The organism is Longitalea arenae (genome assembly GCF_016924755.1).
In the GTDB taxonomy this organism is placed as follows: Bacteria; Bacteroidota; Bacteroidia; order Chitinophagales; family Chitinophagaceae; genus Niastella; species Niastella arenae.
Genome location: NZ_JAFFJX010000003.1, coordinates 59,056 through 75,150, shown reverse-complemented (window position 1 = coordinate 75,150; position 16,095 = coordinate 59,056). Strand labels below are relative to the sequence as shown.

At 49.0% G+C, this 16,095-nt stretch carries 7 protein-coding genes; all 7 read left to right on the top strand.

The genetic code is table 11. The annotated features are described in order from the left end of the window. The first annotated feature begins 106 nt into the window (after positions 1-106). Entirely contained in the window at positions 107-3,322 is a 3,216-nt protein-coding gene (locus tag JT717_RS09105) for a SusC/RagA family TonB-linked outer membrane protein (RefSeq protein WP_205509912.1), read from the top strand. A gap of 17 nt (positions 3,323-3,339) precedes the next feature. Then, the gene (locus JT717_RS09100; RefSeq protein WP_240347918.1) at positions 3,340-4,938 is read left to right on the top strand and encodes a RagB/SusD family nutrient uptake outer membrane protein; all 1,599 of its coding nucleotides are present in this window, start codon (positions 3,340-3,342) and stop codon (positions 4,936-4,938) included. Positions 4,939-4,957: 19 nt separating this feature from the next. Continuing rightward, positions 4,958-5,845 (top strand): DUF5017 domain-containing protein, encoded by an 888-nt coding sequence (locus JT717_RS09095; RefSeq protein ID WP_205509911.1) that lies wholly within the window; start codon positions 4,958-4,960, stop codon positions 5,843-5,845. A 148-nt stretch (positions 5,846-5,993) separates the two neighbouring features. Continuing rightward, on the top strand, positions 5,994-7,724 hold the full coding sequence (locus tag JT717_RS09090; protein ID WP_205509910.1) for a sodium:solute symporter family protein: 1,731 nt from the start codon (positions 5,994-5,996) through the stop codon (positions 7,722-7,724). Between the two features lie 13 nt (positions 7,725-7,737). Beyond that, positions 7,738-10,368, top strand: a complete 2,631-nt coding sequence (locus tag JT717_RS09085; RefSeq protein ID WP_205509909.1) for a glycerophosphoryl diester phosphodiesterase — start codon at positions 7,738-7,740, stop codon at positions 10,366-10,368. Between the two features lie 158 nt (positions 10,369-10,526). Then, positions 10,527-13,904, top strand: a complete 3,378-nt coding sequence (locus JT717_RS09080; protein ID WP_205509908.1) for a hypothetical protein — start codon at positions 10,527-10,529, stop codon at positions 13,902-13,904. Between the two features lie 49 nt (positions 13,905-13,953). Continuing rightward, complete coding sequence (locus tag JT717_RS09075; protein WP_205509907.1) at positions 13,954-16,059, top strand: right-handed parallel beta-helix repeat-containing protein; 2,106 nt, start codon at positions 13,954-13,956, stop codon at positions 16,057-16,059. Positions 16,060-16,095: the final 36 nt, after the last annotated feature.

Genomic DNA, 16,095 nt, shown 5'->3' with positions numbered 1-16,095 from the left:
CATTGGGAATGTTCCCGTAAAATGGGAATGTTCCCACGATAAATTAATTGTTACTTATTTTGTTCTGCTGAATGTATTTGGCATTTTTGTTATAGAACATTGCCGTATGAAAAAAACATTGCCTGCGATTGTACCAGCGATTCTAACTGCTTTTCTGCTCTTGACCACTGCCGCAAAGGCGCAAAAAGCGCCATCTGATACCAATAGCGTTGCGCCATCCAAAATAATTACCGGTAAAGTGACCGATCTGAACAATGAACCGCTGGAAGGCGTCACGGTCTCCGTGAAAGGGAAATCCATCACTGCTACCACCAATGAAGAGGGTTACTACAGTATTCCACTTAACAGCACTACAGGGCTTGTACTTAATTTTTCATCTGTAGGGTTTACGCCGAAACAGCTGCGATTAAATGCCACCAGTACAATTTATAATGTGAAACTGGAAACCAGCCTGAAAGACCTCGACGATGTGATCGTTATCGGCTATGGCAGTGTGCGGAAAAAAGACCTGACCGGTTCTGTTGGCCAGGTGCGGATGCCGGATGTGAAGAAAGCGCCGGTGGCTTCCATTGAAGACGCCCTGGGCGGCCGGGTGGCCGGCGTTCAGGTATCGGCTGTAGACGGGCAGCCTGGCAATGCCAACCTGATCGTTATCCGCGGCGGCAATTCTATCACGCAAAGCAATTCCCCATTATATGTGATCGATGGCTTTCCCATAGAGAATCCGGCCAATAATGTTTTCAACCCCGATGAGATTGAATCTATCGAAGTTTTGAAAGACGCATCGGCCACCGCCATTTATGGTGCGCGTGGCGCCAATGGCGTTGTCATCATTACCACGAAAAAAGGAAAAGTGGGAGCGCCAGTGGTTACCTACAATGGCTGGTATGGCTGGCAACAGGAGATAAAACGGCAGGAGGTGATGAGTCCTTATGAATTTGTAAAATACCAGTTCGAGTTGAATCCCACCTCGGCCACGACCACTTACCTGAAAAATGGAAAAACGCTCGACTTCTACAAAGATGCTGCCGGGGTTAACTGGCAGGATAAAATGTTGCGCACCGCCCCAATGACCAATCATACGCTATCGATCAGCGGCGGTACCGATAAAACGAAATATGTTATCTCCGGTTCTCTGCTCGACCAGGAGGGTCTTTTGCTGAACAGTGGTTTCCGCCGGGCACAGGGCCGTGTAGCGCTTGATCAAACGGTGAGCACAAAGCTGAAAGTAGGTGTTACGGTAAATTATTCATCGCTTCGCACAAACGGTCAGATAGCAACCAATGGCGGCGACAATGGCATCAATGCATCTTCCTATGCTTTTTACAGCGCCTGGGGTTACCGCCCGCTTACCGGTGACTCCATAGCTGATCTGTCATTTGCCGATGATCCTTTTGATCCGAATATTACCAGTACGGTCGACCTGCGGGTAAATCCCGTGGTACAGGCGCAAAATGCCTATAATGTCGCCTTTACCAGCGCGCTGTTTTCAAATGCTTACCTGGAATACAAGTTCCTGAAAAATTTCACCCTGCGGGTAACCGGCGGTATCACCCGGAACGCCGTGCGCCGGGAGATCTTCAACAATTCAAAGACCTCGGCCGGTAATCCGCTTACGGTATATGGCCAAACCAATGGCATAAACGGCTCTGTGAACAACAATACCGTCAACAGCTGGCTGAATGAAAATACGCTTACCTGGAACCGCCGTTTTAATAAGAACCATTACCTGAACCTGGTAGGTGGTTTCACCCTGCAGAAGATAACTACCATAACAGATGGCTTTACAGCCAACAAGGTACCCAATGAGTTCCTAGGCATCAGCGGCCTCGATGAAGGTATCCCCATTTTGAATGTATCGTCGGAATCTGAAGCAGCCGTGGCTTCTTTCCTCGGCCGCGCCATGTATACCTTGTTTTCGAAATACCTCTTCACTGCTTCCTTCCGGGCCGATGGATCCTCGAAATTTGCAGCCGGTAACAAATGGGCTTATTTCCCTTCCGGGAGTTTTGCCTGGCGCATTCATGAAGAGCGATTTATGAAAGGCATTCCCCAGATCTCCGAAGCCAAACTACGGGTAGGCTATGGAGTGACCGGCAATAACCGGGTAGCTGATTTTGCTTACCTGAGTGTATTGCGGCAAACCGGTTTTACCAATGGAAGCGCCAATACAACGCCGGGTTATTATTTCAATAACACCCACATCCCCGGTTCGGCGCCGGTAGAAGTAGGTAATAAGGAATTGAAATGGGAACCCACCGCGCAAACAAACCTGGGGCTGGATGTGGGTTTGTTGAATAACCGCATCAGTTTTACCGCCGATTATTACTACAAAGTGACCAAAGACCTGCTGCTGAATGCGTCCCTACCTTCTTCAACCGGTTATTTGACCGGGTATAAGAACATTGGTAAAGTAAGTAACCAGGGGCTCGAATTCACGTTGAATACCGTAAATATCGATAACAGGAAATTCACCTGGAGCACGAACTTTAACATCGCCTTCAACCGGAATAAAATAATGGAGCTGAATTATGATCAGCCCAGCCTTACCACACGCGTAGTATGGAACGACAACTTCAATAACTCATTGCCCTACCTGGCCCGGCCTGGTATGCCGGTAGCCTTGTTCATGGGTTACCTGTTCGACGGGCTTTACCAGTATGAAGATTTCAACCTGATGCCGAACGGTACCTATGTACTGCGGGAAGATGTGCCGAATAACGGGCTCGACCGTTCGCTGATAAAACCAGGGTATATAAAGTACCGAGACATCAATAATGATGGCGTAGTGGATGCCAATGACCAGACCTATATTGGAAATCCCATCCCTATTCATATCGGCGGCTTTTCGAACAATTTCCGTTATAACAATTTCGACCTGAACGTTTTCTTCCAGTGGTCTTATGGAAATGATATTTTAAACGCCAACCGCATTGTATTCGAAGGCGCAGAAGCCAGGCCTTTCCTGAACATGTTCAAATCTTTCGAGAACCGCTGGACGCCGGAGAATACCAATACCAATATGCCAGCAGCCGGCGTGTCGAGCCCGAACGTGTATTCTACGCGGATCATTGAGGACGGCTCGTTCCTTAGATTAAAAACAGTGGCCCTGGGTTATAACCTGCCTGCCGCCACCCTGAAAAAAATAAAGATCAAAAATATCCGGCTCTATGCCGCTGCCCAAAACCTGGTTACCTGGACCAACTACTCCGGTGTTGACCCGGAAGTGTCTGTAAGGAACAGCGCGCTTACACCCGGCTTCGATTGGTCGGCCTATCCAAAGGCCAGAACGCTCACCCTGGGCTTAAATGTAACCTTCTAACGATAAATTGCCTGGAAATGAAAAACGGTAAAGTGAATATTAAATATAGCCTGCTTGTTGTACCGGTTTTGGTAATGGTATGCCTGATCAGTTGTAAAAAATTCCTGGATACAAAGCCTACAGATTCGGTTACCCCCGACAACTATTACCGCACCCAAACCGATCTCGACAGGGCCCTGAGCGCCGTATACGACCGCCTGGGCGATCGCCGCACCTACGGTTCGGCGTTATATGGCTACCTCTCGTTCAGCGATGAATTCTTTCTGAAAGGACAAACGACAGGGTATATGTCAAATACCATCGACGCCTCCATGCTGGAGCTGAACCGTTGCTGGGAAGCCCTGTACACCGGGATCGAGCGCGCCAATATGCTGCTGGCCAATCTTGATAAAGCGCAGGTAAGTGATTCTGCAAAGAATGAAGTAAAAGGGCAGGCCCTGTTCCTGCGCGGCTTTTACTACTTTGTATTGGTAGACAATTTCGGGGCCGTTCCCTTGCGCACGGTGCCTATGGAGTCACCTACCGAACCCCCATTGCCGCGATCATCCATCACCGAAGTATATGCCCGGATCGTGCAGGATATGCAGGAAGCGGAAGGCCTGGTGCGGAAGATCTCTGATTATGGCTACAATGGCCGGATCAGTAAAACCGCGGTACAGGCCATGCTGGCCCGGGTTTATCTTACCATGGCCGGTTATCCGTTGTATGATGAAGCCCGCTATGCAGATGCCCGCAGTTATGCAGTGAAAGTGATGCAATCGAATGAACATGCATTGAACAACAGTTTTCAGCAGATCTTCATCAATCATGCCCAGGATAAATATGATATCAAGGAATGCTTGTGGGAAGTAGAGTATTATGGCAATAACCAGGAGCAGATCCGCGAAAGCAGTTACCTGGGGTCCTGGATGGGTGTGTATTGCCCGAATATTGATACCGGCTATGCATACGATTATGTGCATACAACTGCTAAATTATACAATGCTTATGGCGCGGGCGATCAACGCCGAGACTGGACCATTGCTCCTTACCGCTTTGTGCCCAATGGCTCGGGCACCTCGGCACCGGTTACCCGAACAAACTGGACCGCGACCCAGATCTATGAGAGAAGCGCCGGTAAATGGAGAAGGGAATACGAACTGTTCAAACCGAAAAGCCAGGATTTTACCCCGATAAATTTTCCCATGATCCGGTATTCAGATGTACTGCTGATGTTTGCAGAAGCGGAAAATCATTTGAACGGCCCCACAAGCGCTGCTTATGATGCAGTGAATATGGTACGCCGGCGGGCTTATCAGAAACCTCCTGGTGCACCCGATGCAACGGCCGATCTGCCGGCGGGTTTGTCAACCATTGATTTTCTGGAAGCGATAAAAAAAGAAAGATTTTGTGAGCTGGCTTTTGAAGGCATAAGGAAACACGATCTTGTTCGATGGGGGATGTACGTTACCACGATGGAGCAACTAGTGGCCGATTACAGGGCCACCATGCCATCTGCCTTATCGGCTCCGGCCATTGCCCAGGCAAGCCGGGTCACTTCCCGAAGTGTATTGTTCCCCATCCCGAACAGCGAAATCTCTGTGAACCCATACATCTCACAAAACCCCGGTTGGTAATCACTTTTAAATGGACACCATGCGCAGCACCAAATATATTATGCCGCTTACGTTAAGCCTCGTGATCTTCGCCTGCACAAAAAGAGACCGCGTAGATGCACCCGATTTTGACGTGCATCTGGCTTCAACCACCTTTAAAGTAGGGGATACGATCGTGTTCGAATTTACCGGTAATCCGCAGAATATCGTCTTTTGGCCCGGTACACCCGGGCGGCAGTATGAATATAAAGACCGCCTGTTCACGGTGGGTAATAAATTGCTGATGAAATTCAATACCTATCAGCAGTTTGGGATCCGGAACAATTTAACGGTACTGGTATCAAATGATTTCAATGGCATCTACGATACAACGAACGTGAAACAAGCTAGCTGGACCGACATAACAAGCCGGGCGGTTTTGTCGTCGGGGGCAGACCAGACCCAATCGGGTACTTTGGATATGTCGGAATTTACGGCCGGTAACAAAGCGGTAACCCTTGCGTTCCGCTATGTGACCACCAGCATTATGAGCCAGAACCGCTGGGTGGTGCGCACCTTCAATGCCGATAACCAGGCAGAAGATGGAAGCATTACTTCCATGGCCACTATGGCTACTGCCGGTTGGAAAGCGGTGGATTTTAAGAATCCGGCCGCTGTATGGTCAATTACCAGCGCCCAGCTGTTGATGCAGGGCAGCAACAATGCCCTGGACGATGATTGGATCCTGACCAAGAGTTTCAACCCGACCGCCGTTACACCCGATAGAGGAATAGCCATAAAAAATATTACGGTGAACCTGGATAAATATGCAGCTACCGGCGTGTATACCAAACCGGGCACATACAAGGCAGTATTTGAAGCCACCAATGCCTCTTATGAGAATGTGGAACGGGTAGTGAAAGAGATTACACTTACAATAGTTCCTTAGACAATGGTGCTGACCTGTCAGGTGCCTTTAAACTTCCTATCAGTGCAAGCATAAAAGAAGACACCTTACAGGTCACAGTCTCATTGATCATTGGAACTGTATTTCATTAGCAAATTAGCACATTAGCACATCAGCAAATTAGCGATTAATGAATCCAACCATCGATACCGCTGTCATTATTGTGTTCTCGGTCTTCATCATGCTGATCGGCTTCCTGTTTGCCCGAACAGGCAGGAACCTGCGATCCTTTTTTGCGGGAGGGGAGGCCGTGCCCTGGTTCATTGGCGGGCTTTCGCTTTTCATGAGCTTTTTCTCTGCCGGCACTTTTGTGGCCTGGGGCTCCATTGCCTATCAGCATGGCTGGGTGGCCATCACCATTCAATGGACCATGTGTATCGGTGGTTTGATCACCGGCCTGTACCTGGCGCCCAAATGGAAAGCTACCGGGAATCTCACAGCGGCGGAATTTATTCGCGAAAGGTTAGGGGAGAAGGTGCAAAAGACCTATATCTACATCTTCATGCTGGTTTCCCTGTTCATCAAAGGTTCGGTATTGTATTCCGTATCCAAGCTGGTAGCATCATCATTGGGATTTCCCCTGATACCGGCAACCATTGTACTTGGTTTATTTATGATAGCATATACGGCAGTTGGGGGGCTCTGGGCCGTGATGGTTACAGATATCCTGCAATTCGTTATTCTCACTGCTGCCATTCTTATCATTATTCCCCTGGCATTTCAGGCGACCAATGGAGTAGAGAATTTCCTGCAACAGGCGCCTGCTGATTTTTTCAATGTGGTAAATGGAGATTTTACCTGGGGATTCATGCTCGCCTTCGCACTCTATCATATTTTTTATATTGGGGGCAACTGGACCTTCGTGCAACGCTATACAAGCGTTGATACCCCCAAATCGGCTTCCAAAGTGGCTTATCTTTTTGCCGGGTTATATATTATCAGTCCGATCTTATGGATGCTGCCACCGATGGTTTATAAGACCATCAATCCATCCTTAACCGGCTTAGATACAGAAAATGCTTATCTCATGATCTGCCGGCATGTATTACCGGCGGGATTAATGGGGCTGATCCTTACCGGTATGTATTTCTCTACCTCTGCCTCTGCCAATACCGCGTTGAACGTAGTGTCGGCAGTATTTACCAACGATATTTATAAGTCCAATATCAATCCCAATGCATCGGATCGAAAACTGATCCGGGTAGCGCGGATCTCATCCTGGTTTTTTGGGCTGGGCATGATCGCTATTGCATTGATCGTTCCCTATATCGGCGGCATCGTGGAATTTACCCTGAGCATTGGCGCCATCACCGGCGGTCCGCTTTTGGCGCCACCGATCTGGGCCCTGTTCTCAAAAAGGCTCTCAGGCAAAGCCACCATGTTTGTGACGCTGCTGTCATTAGGGGTGAACCTGGTATGTAAGATGCTGCTGCCGCTTACCGCAGGTTTTAAATTGAGCCGCGGGACAGAAATGCTGGTAGGGGTGGGACTGCCTTTTTTAATGCTGGCGCTATACGAATGGTATGCACATAACCGGGGCATCACATCTGATCAATACCTCCGGTTCAAACAACAACGCGCGCAGCGTAAACAGGAAGCGCAGCAGGCAAGCGCTGAAGAAGCCCGGGAGATCAAACGGCAGAATCGCTTCGGGCTGCGGGTGATCGCTTTCTCACTGGCCTTTATTGCCCTTTTGCTATTTATCCTAAGTGCTCTTACAATGGCGGGCGGCAAGATCGTAACAGGGATCGCGGCTGTTATTTTGCTTGCTGCCCTGATACCCTTGCGGGCATCCAATAAACTGAAGCTGATGCCGGAAACAAAAGCGGCAAAAACGCCAGCAATAGTGGAAGAAAGCTGAACAATGTAAACGCATGCGAACTCATAATAAACATACAATTAGTCAATGGGTGCTTTTTCTGTGCAGCGCCCTGTTATTGTCTTGTGGAATGCAGGCTGAACAACCTGTGCCCAATACGATAAACCTGTCATCGGACCGCTTACAATTGTCGTGGCAGAAAGGCGCCGGTGGCTGGCAGTTGAAACAATTATCCGTACGCAAGAACGATCAATGGATGCCGGTGGCCGGAACAAGCGGCGAATACACCGTACTGTATTCCGCACAAAAGCCCGATACAACACCGGTGACCATTTTCGATGAGAACCAGCTGCCGCGTGTTTTCCCGGAGCCGCAATACCGCTACATCATTCCTGTATGGAAGGAAGCGGTTCAACCCGTAGCCATGAACACAGCGGGCGAAGCCATTCATTTTTATCCTGCGCAAATGAGGGCCGGGAATAAAGTATTAGTGTTTACACAAGAGGAAAAGCAGGCAAGCATAAAAGCCGTATGGCAGCTGGATGCCCGCTACGCAACGGATGTGCTGGTAAAAATTACGCTGACAGCTAAACAGGATGGTTATTTTTCCATAGCCTCGCCATCATTGGCGATCGTATCGAATAAGGAACTGGCCTGGGGAATGGTGCCTGGGCATTTCCAGGGTAATAGTATTCAAAAGGACTTTATCAAAGCCTATGCATACGGACAGGGTATTCCCGGTAAACCGGTTATAACCCATGACCGAACGGCTTCCACTTTATCGCCCCTTATTTCTAACCGCCAGGGAATAACCATGGCTGTTATACCAGCCCCCGGAACAAGCCGCGATCCCTGGGAAAAAGATAGAAAAACGCATGCGGACTGGCATTTAGGGCTCTCGCTCATGAACCGCCGGGCGCAATTGACACCGGTTGCCTGGTATCCGGTGCTGGGCCAGAAAAAGTCATTGCTGAAAAGCGGTGATAGTGTTCAGTTCGAATTCAGGTATTCAGTACAGGCGGCCGACTGGTACACCGTATACAAACATGCAGCCAATGATATTTACCGGCTGCCCGGTTTTATGGCCTTGAAAGAAACCAGGCAGTCGCTTACCGATCGCATTTTATCGATGCAGCGATATGTGGTTGACGATAGTACTTCCAAATGGAAAGTGGAACAATATCGTGGTATGCCCATTGGCGCTCAACAATACCTGGGTGGTGTATATGGCTCGCAAAAAGATGCCGTCAAAAATGCCGACTATGGCGCCATGTGGATGCTCGCCAATATAACGCAGGACAGTGTATTGATGCAAACCCGCCTGCCCTATGTGCGCAATTTTAAATTGGCGCAACAGGATACGGCTGCAGGTTTCTTTCACGGCGCCGCAGCGGGACAATATTATCTTACACAAAGCAAGCGGTTTACCGAGGAGTGGGGCCCTTACGTGGAACCCATTGGCACCACCTATTACATGCTGATGGATATCGGCAATGTATTGTTGTTTGAACCGGGTGACCTTGCATTGAAAAAAGAATTGCAGGCGGCGGCTGACAAACTCTTATCCTGGATGAAGCTTAATGGCCAGTGGGCAGTGGCCTATGACCCCAACACCCGGCAGCCTTTATTTACAGACATCGATGATCTGCGGCCTACCTTTTATGGTTTGGTGATCGCTTATAAGATCCTGGGCGATAAAAAATATCTGGACGCAGCCCGTAAGGGCGCCGACTGGTACATTACCAATGCCGTTAACAAAGGCCATTTTACCGGCGTCTGCGGCGATACCCGTTTTGCGCCTGATTTTGCTACAGGCCAAAGCGCCCAGGCTTTGCTCGATCTGTATGATCTTACAAAAGAGAAAAAATATTTGCAGGCGGCTATTCAGACAGCGCGCTTATATACCACCTCTGTTTATACACATCCCATTCCTGACCGGAAAGAAAAAATAGTGAAGGGGCAAACAAAACAGGATTGGGAGATCAGTGAAGTGGGATTGAGCTTTGAACATGGCGGCAGCATTGGTTCTGCCAATCATCGGGGGCCGATCCTGCTGGCCAGTCATGCGGGGATGTTCATCAGAATGTATGCGCTCACCCGCGATTCGCTTTTTTTAACGATGGCAAGAGCGGCTGCATTGGGCCGCGATGCATTCGTCGATAAGAAAACCAGTGTGGCCTCCTATTACTGGGATGCAATGGACAGCGGTGCTGGTCCGTACCCACATCATGCCTGGTGGCAGATCGGCTGGATCACCGATTACCTCTTATCAGAACTGGCGCTGCGGAGCGAAGGAAAGATCAGCTTCCCGCGTGGATTTATCACGCCCAAAGTGGGGCCTCATCAAACCTATGCATTTTCGCCTGGTACCGTATTTGGCGCCCCGGCCAGCTTATTGCTGAAACAGGGGCTCTTGACCGCAGCAAGCCCTTACCTCGATCATTTTGCCGCCATCGATACCACCGGAAAAAAGATCTGGCTGCTCTTGTTGAATAATGATGATGAAACATTGCAAAGTTCCGTTGCTGTAGATCTCAATAAAGTGTTTAACAATAGAACGATCGCTGCGCAGCGCGTAACCGGCATCGGTGCCAGCGGTAAAAAACAGCCGTTAAAATCTGGTAATAGCTATTCGGTTAATATCCCGGCGTATGGGGTATATGTGATAGCGATCCATTATAAATAGTTTATAGTTTATAGTTTGTGGTTTGTGGTTTATCGTTGTCGTTTGTGGTTTATAGTTAATACACTTACGAACTGCATTACTGGATAACTGAATAACTCAAGAACTGAATAACTCAATTTCAGACAGCCCTACACAAATAAAATCCTGGTACGTTGTTTATGCACAGACTATACATCGTAATCATGCTGATGATCAGTATTCCTGGTTATGCCCAGCCATCCTACCTGCTGGAGGCGGAAGATTTTCAATTCAAGGGCGGTTGGGTAACAGAGCATGTTGGCAAAGCCGTTTCTGGTGAAAGAATAATGCGTGTAATGGCAGGTGGCAAAAGCAAAGCGGCGGATGCGCTTACGGTTATTCAAATTAAGCAGGCGGGTAACTATTTTGTGTACACGCGGTCGGCTGATTATCCCGGTGACCGGCCGGCTACCCGTTTATGCCGTTTGCAGGTGAATGAACATATAATGGAGGAGTCCGGCAAACATGGTAAGGATGGTTATTATTGGGAAAAAGTAGGGCAGCTTCACTTACCGGCAGGTGAAGCAGTGATCAGGCTGGTGGATAGCAGGGGCAATTTTGCCCGTTGTGATGCCATCTTGCTAACGGCCACCGATACTGATCCAAATACGCAGGCATTAAATGCCCTGGTAACAAACAGAATAAAACCCGTTCCGCAAAAAGCAGCGGAGCTACAGTACCCGGTACTGGCTCCGCCGGCAACGATCGACCCCGCAGCAGCGGCAGTTGCCGCCTTATCAAATAACTACATCCGGCTGCGGTTCCTGCCCGTAAAAAGCGCTGAAAAGCGACTGGCCGTGAAAACGGAGATCAAACAAAAGGGCCGTTGGCTCAGTATGGATCCCTTGCAGGAAGATCATAAAGTGTATGTGTTACAATCGAGCAATCCCCAACCCGGTTTTGGTAATTTCTTTCTTTCCTGGAACGGATCCAATGGGTTTACCCATTTCACCCACCAGGGCAAAGAATACCGGTTACTGGAAGCGGATAATGCCATGAACCCCTTTATGGCAGGTGTTTTGAAGCAAGCGATGCCGGTAGCTGCCAAACAGGTAAACAACAGTACCATTGAAGTGGAATACGCCGTTGATGGAGAACGGATCGTAAAAGGATTTTGGCGGTTGGCACCAAACAACAGGCATCTGGGAATAACGCTTGAACTCACACCCGCGCACAACGGGTATTACAGCCTGGGTGTCGCCGCTTTTCAAAGCAGTGTACGGGATAGCGTTAGCAATATACAGCTCCCTCCCATGTTCCAGTACCAGCGTTTATCGCCGCAGCCGGTGCTGCTGCCTTCCGCTATGATGCCGCAACCGGTCGCTATTGTGGAAACAAAGACCCCGCAGGGCTTATGGACTAGTTTTGCCACCGGAACAGCTCATACATTTCCGCTGGAATGGGGAAGTGCTTACAGCAGTCCGATGGGTTTTGCCGTTAAGAATGAATTGAACCAGGTGCAACCCATTGCTTTTGCACCGGTGCTGGGGCTGGCTGGTTCGCAGCTAAAAGCAGGCGCTACGCTTCAACGCGACTTTGTTATTGGCGCTATGACCGGTAACTGGAACGATGCGCTTCAATATATTTCAGACAGTATTTATGTGGTAAAGGATTACCGCTCCCAACATACGGCTTCATTGACCGAGGCGGCATTCAATATGATCGATCTCATCAAGAATGATTCTGCCGCCGGCTGGAATGCATCGTTAAAAGGTTTCTACGACATCGAAGCCAATCCGGCCGTTGTGCCAACGGTAGTGCAATCATCCCCGTTAACATTGGTATCGGCTGCCGTGCTGAGCCGCGACGAAGACTTCTATATCAAACGGGCTTTACCAACCATTGAATACACTTTATCGCGCAGTGGTTTCCGCTGGGCGAAAGCAGTATCAGGCACTACATTTAACAGTGATAGTAAATCCTTGCGGTTAAGTCCGTTTAATTCGCAGTTCACTACCAATTATTTTGAAGGATTGTACCGGTTGTTGGGCGAAGCGAATCCCTGGCTGGAAGAGATTGCCCTGCCCAATGGCGGCATCCGGAATGCAAAAGGTTATTCGGTAGAAGTGCCTGAGTATACCCAGCAACTGGCTGCCTGGCGATTGACAAAAGAAGAAAAATGGTTGAATACCGCCAGGACAAGCGCCGAAACGTATATCAAAACACAGGTCTACGGTAAACTTACCAAACCCCTGTCGCGGATGCCGTTTTATAATGCGGCGTTTTATGCGTATTGGTGGGACCTGCTCGATCTGTACGAAGAAACTAAAGAACCGTTCTGGCTGAAAGCGGCCGAGATCTCTGCTTTTCACACCCTGGCGGGCATCCGGTCTTTTCCATTGGTAAAAGATTCTTTGCAAGCGATCCATCCCGGCGGAGAGTTTGAAGGCAATACCACCTTGTGGTGGAAAGGCAATAAGAAATACCGCCTGGGTTTTCCGCGAACCCCTGGCGATGCACCTGAAAAGCAGGTGCCGCAAAGTCTCGTGTCGCCGGTTGGTTTGGGATTCGAACAACCCTTTACTTATTTTGATGCCGGTAAAACAGTACGGCCCGTATTCATGAGCAGCTGGGCGCCGCATTTACTGCGATTGTTCAATCACACAAAGCGTACTATTTTCCATACCTATGCGCGCAATGCTGTTATCGGCCGTTTTACCAATTACCCCGGGTATTATGCGTCGGGTTTTACCGATATCACCATGCAACCGGATTTCCCTTATAAAGGACCCGATGTAAGCTCGATCTACTATCATCATATTCCACCCCATTTGGCATTTACCCTGGATTATGTGGTGAGCGAAGCCATACAACGATCCAATGGAAACGTAGATTTTCCCTATGGCAAACAGGATGGTTTTGTATGGTTCAATAATCGCATTTTCGGCGGTGGCGAGGGGAGAGTGTACGACGATACCGCCGTATGCTTATGGATGAGAAAAGGCCTGGTAACCATTAACACGCCGCAGGTGAACTATGTAACCGCCATTTCCGGCAACCGCTTTTGGATCATGTTAATGAACGAATCTGCTACGGCCCTTCAGGCGAATATAGACCTGGGTAAGGAAGTGCCGGTCAATGACAAGGTACCGGCCGGATTCTATAGCAGCAACGGCAGGAAAAGATCCGCTACCCTGAATAACCGCAACATCGCTGTTGCGCTCGGGGGGAAAGGTTTTGCGGCAATTTCATTTCCTCTGATTAAAAGACCGGTTGAAACGACTATTCCGCCCGTAGAGAATGGGATGAAAGTGATTGACCTGGGTGAACCCTGGGGTAAATGTTATGTGTTTAGAATTCGTTCGCCCTTCGGCTGGGATTCCATTTATGGTTACCTGGAAACATCCCCTTTGCCGGATGCTGCTGTCACCGTTTCCTGTGGCGATAAAACGGTTACCCAAAAAGAATATCCGTATGAGTGGTCGTTTTACAAGCTCGATACCGGTAAGCCGCTGCCATGTATCATTCAGGCAAAAGCGGGCGAACAAACGAAAACTGTAACTGTCAGTTTTGAGTAAGGCCAGCCAATTCCCGCTACCTGCCATTAGCCATCAACTATTGCTTCATATGAAAAAGAACAAACCATTCCTGATCATCCTCTGCCTGCTGCAGCTGGGTGCCGTCTGGCAAACACAGGCATTGAATAAACCGGTATTGTTAGCCCCCGGTAATGGCAGCACCGGTTATGTACGCAACCCCGGTTTTTCCTGGTCAACCGTTACCGGCGCTTACAGTTATGATATCGAGGTAGCCACGGATACCGGATTCACCCAAATGCTCACCAGCAGGCAAAATCTCTACATTACCCGCTTTGTACCGGTGAACGCCTTGCCGGCAGGCAAAGTATACTGGCGTGTGCGCGCCCGCGATACCACTGCAACTGACAGCAGCGCCTGGTCATCCCGTTTTACGTATATCGTGGCTGCTCCGGCCCGGGTATATACCATCCCGGCGGGGGCTTCGTTGAAAGCATTTAAGGATACCCTTCGCAAGGCCATCAGCAATACACCGGCTGTATTGAAGCTGGCCAGCGCTACCTATACCTTCGATGCCGGTATTACCGGCCTGTTTGCCATCGATACGGCCAACGTGAATGACCTGATCATTGAAGGGAATAATGCCAATATCATCATTCGCAATCACCCGCAAACGGGTTTTATGAAACTGCGGAACTCGAACCGGGTAGCCATACGGCAGTTGACAGTCGACTGGGATCCCTTGCCTCATGCTTTGCTCGACGTTATTGACGTAAATAAAACAAACCCCAATACATTGGATGTGCGGGTGCGCTTGCGGCAGGTAGCAGGACAAAGCGATGCATATTATCCAGCTATCTTTAACAATCCATCTTTTACCAATCACTGGTCATGGGCTTTTTTACTCGATCCGGCAAACCGGGGCAGTCTGAAAAAAGTGCCGCGTAATGTGTTTGGGTTGAGCGCGGATGATGTAACCCCTTTATTCGACATTGATCCCTACCAGTATCATATTGTGCATCCGGGATCAAGTTCCGGACAATATTTTTCAAAGGGTGATATCCTGGCCATTGTAGCCCGTGATAACGTAGGTTCCTTTATCAGTACCTACAATTGTGTTGATATCACCTGCGACAGTATTATCAATTACGCCAGTCCGATCGGTTGCTATTATTCCTATGAAGGCAGTGAAATGAAAGTACTGAACTGCCATGCGGCCCTGAAAGATACCACGCGTTATGTATCGGCCAATGCCGATGGCGTGCATTGCCGCGCTAACCTGGTGGGGCCCTGGATAGAGAATTGCTCATTTGTAGGCAATGCCGATGATGGGGTGGCGCTGTATAACAAAGGCATGTTTGTGATGGCAAAGAACAGCACCACCAGTGTGACCGTAAAGCCTGATTTCATGAACCTGGCCAAAGGACATACGTTCAAGCTGTATATTCCAAAAACCGGTTTTGTAGCCGAGCCGGCCTTTGTAGTAGATACCGTGATTGTCAGCGGCGGTAATTACCGCATCAATTTCTCTCCGGCTATACCGGCCGACGACTATGCCGCCATGACCGATCTTGGCCTGGCTGATCTGCAACAGAATGTGCAATTGTTCAATGTGTCGCTGCGCAATGAAAAATTTATGATCCATAACAATCTGTTCACCATCCGGGGCAGGGGATCTATTATCCGTTCTGCAAAAGGCATGGTGAGCAATAACCGTTATTACCGCTGTTCATCACCAGCCGTGGCTTTTTATAATGAAGCGGCTTCCTGGACGAATGGATTGTACAGCCGCGATGCGTGGATCCAGAACAACGATATTCAGAACTGCGGTTTTGATAATCTTGGAATGAAAGCCGGATCCATACAGGTAGTGTTTCATAAGATCGTAAAACTGGGCAGCAGTTACCAGGATTCAATAGCGTTGAACCGGCAGCACGCCAACCTGTTTATTACCGGCAATACGATCAGGAACCTTTCGCAGCATGGTATTACCTTGTTCAATGCATCATCGAGCAAGGTATTGAACAACAATTTTGTCAGCGATATAACAACGTTCCCATTGACTGGGGCGCATTACGGCATTTACCTCGACCGGACCAATGCCTGCACCATTTTGAACAACCAGTTCTCGGGAGAGATCAGACCCCTGACTTCGAACATTCATGTTACCAACAGTACGAATGTAGTGAGTCAGTAAAGAGGCGCTGTGTTGGGAACATTCCCATCAATTGGG

What these genes read in the sequence shown, in the direction of transcription:
- JT717_RS09080 (WP_205509908.1), top strand. Translation starts at nt 10,527, where the DNA reads ATGCACAGACTATACATCGTAATCATGCTGATGATCAGTATTCCTGGT.
- JT717_RS09095 (WP_205509911.1), top strand. Translation starts at nt 4,958, where the DNA reads ATGCGCAGCACCAAATATATTATGCCGCTTACGTTAAGCCTCGTGATC.
- JT717_RS09100 (WP_240347918.1), top strand. Translation starts at nt 3,340, where the DNA reads ATGAAAAACGGTAAAGTGAATATTAAATATAGCCTGCTTGTTGTACCG.
- JT717_RS09085 (WP_205509909.1), top strand. Translation starts at nt 7,738, where the DNA reads ATGCGAACTCATAATAAACATACAATTAGTCAATGGGTGCTTTTTCTG.
- JT717_RS09090 (WP_205509910.1), top strand. Translation starts at nt 5,994, where the DNA reads ATGAATCCAACCATCGATACCGCTGTCATTATTGTGTTCTCGGTCTTC.
- JT717_RS09075 (WP_205509907.1), top strand. Translation starts at nt 13,954, where the DNA reads ATGAAAAAGAACAAACCATTCCTGATCATCCTCTGCCTGCTGCAGCTG.
- JT717_RS09105 (WP_205509912.1), top strand. Translation starts at nt 107, where the DNA reads ATGAAAAAAACATTGCCTGCGATTGTACCAGCGATTCTAACTGCTTTT.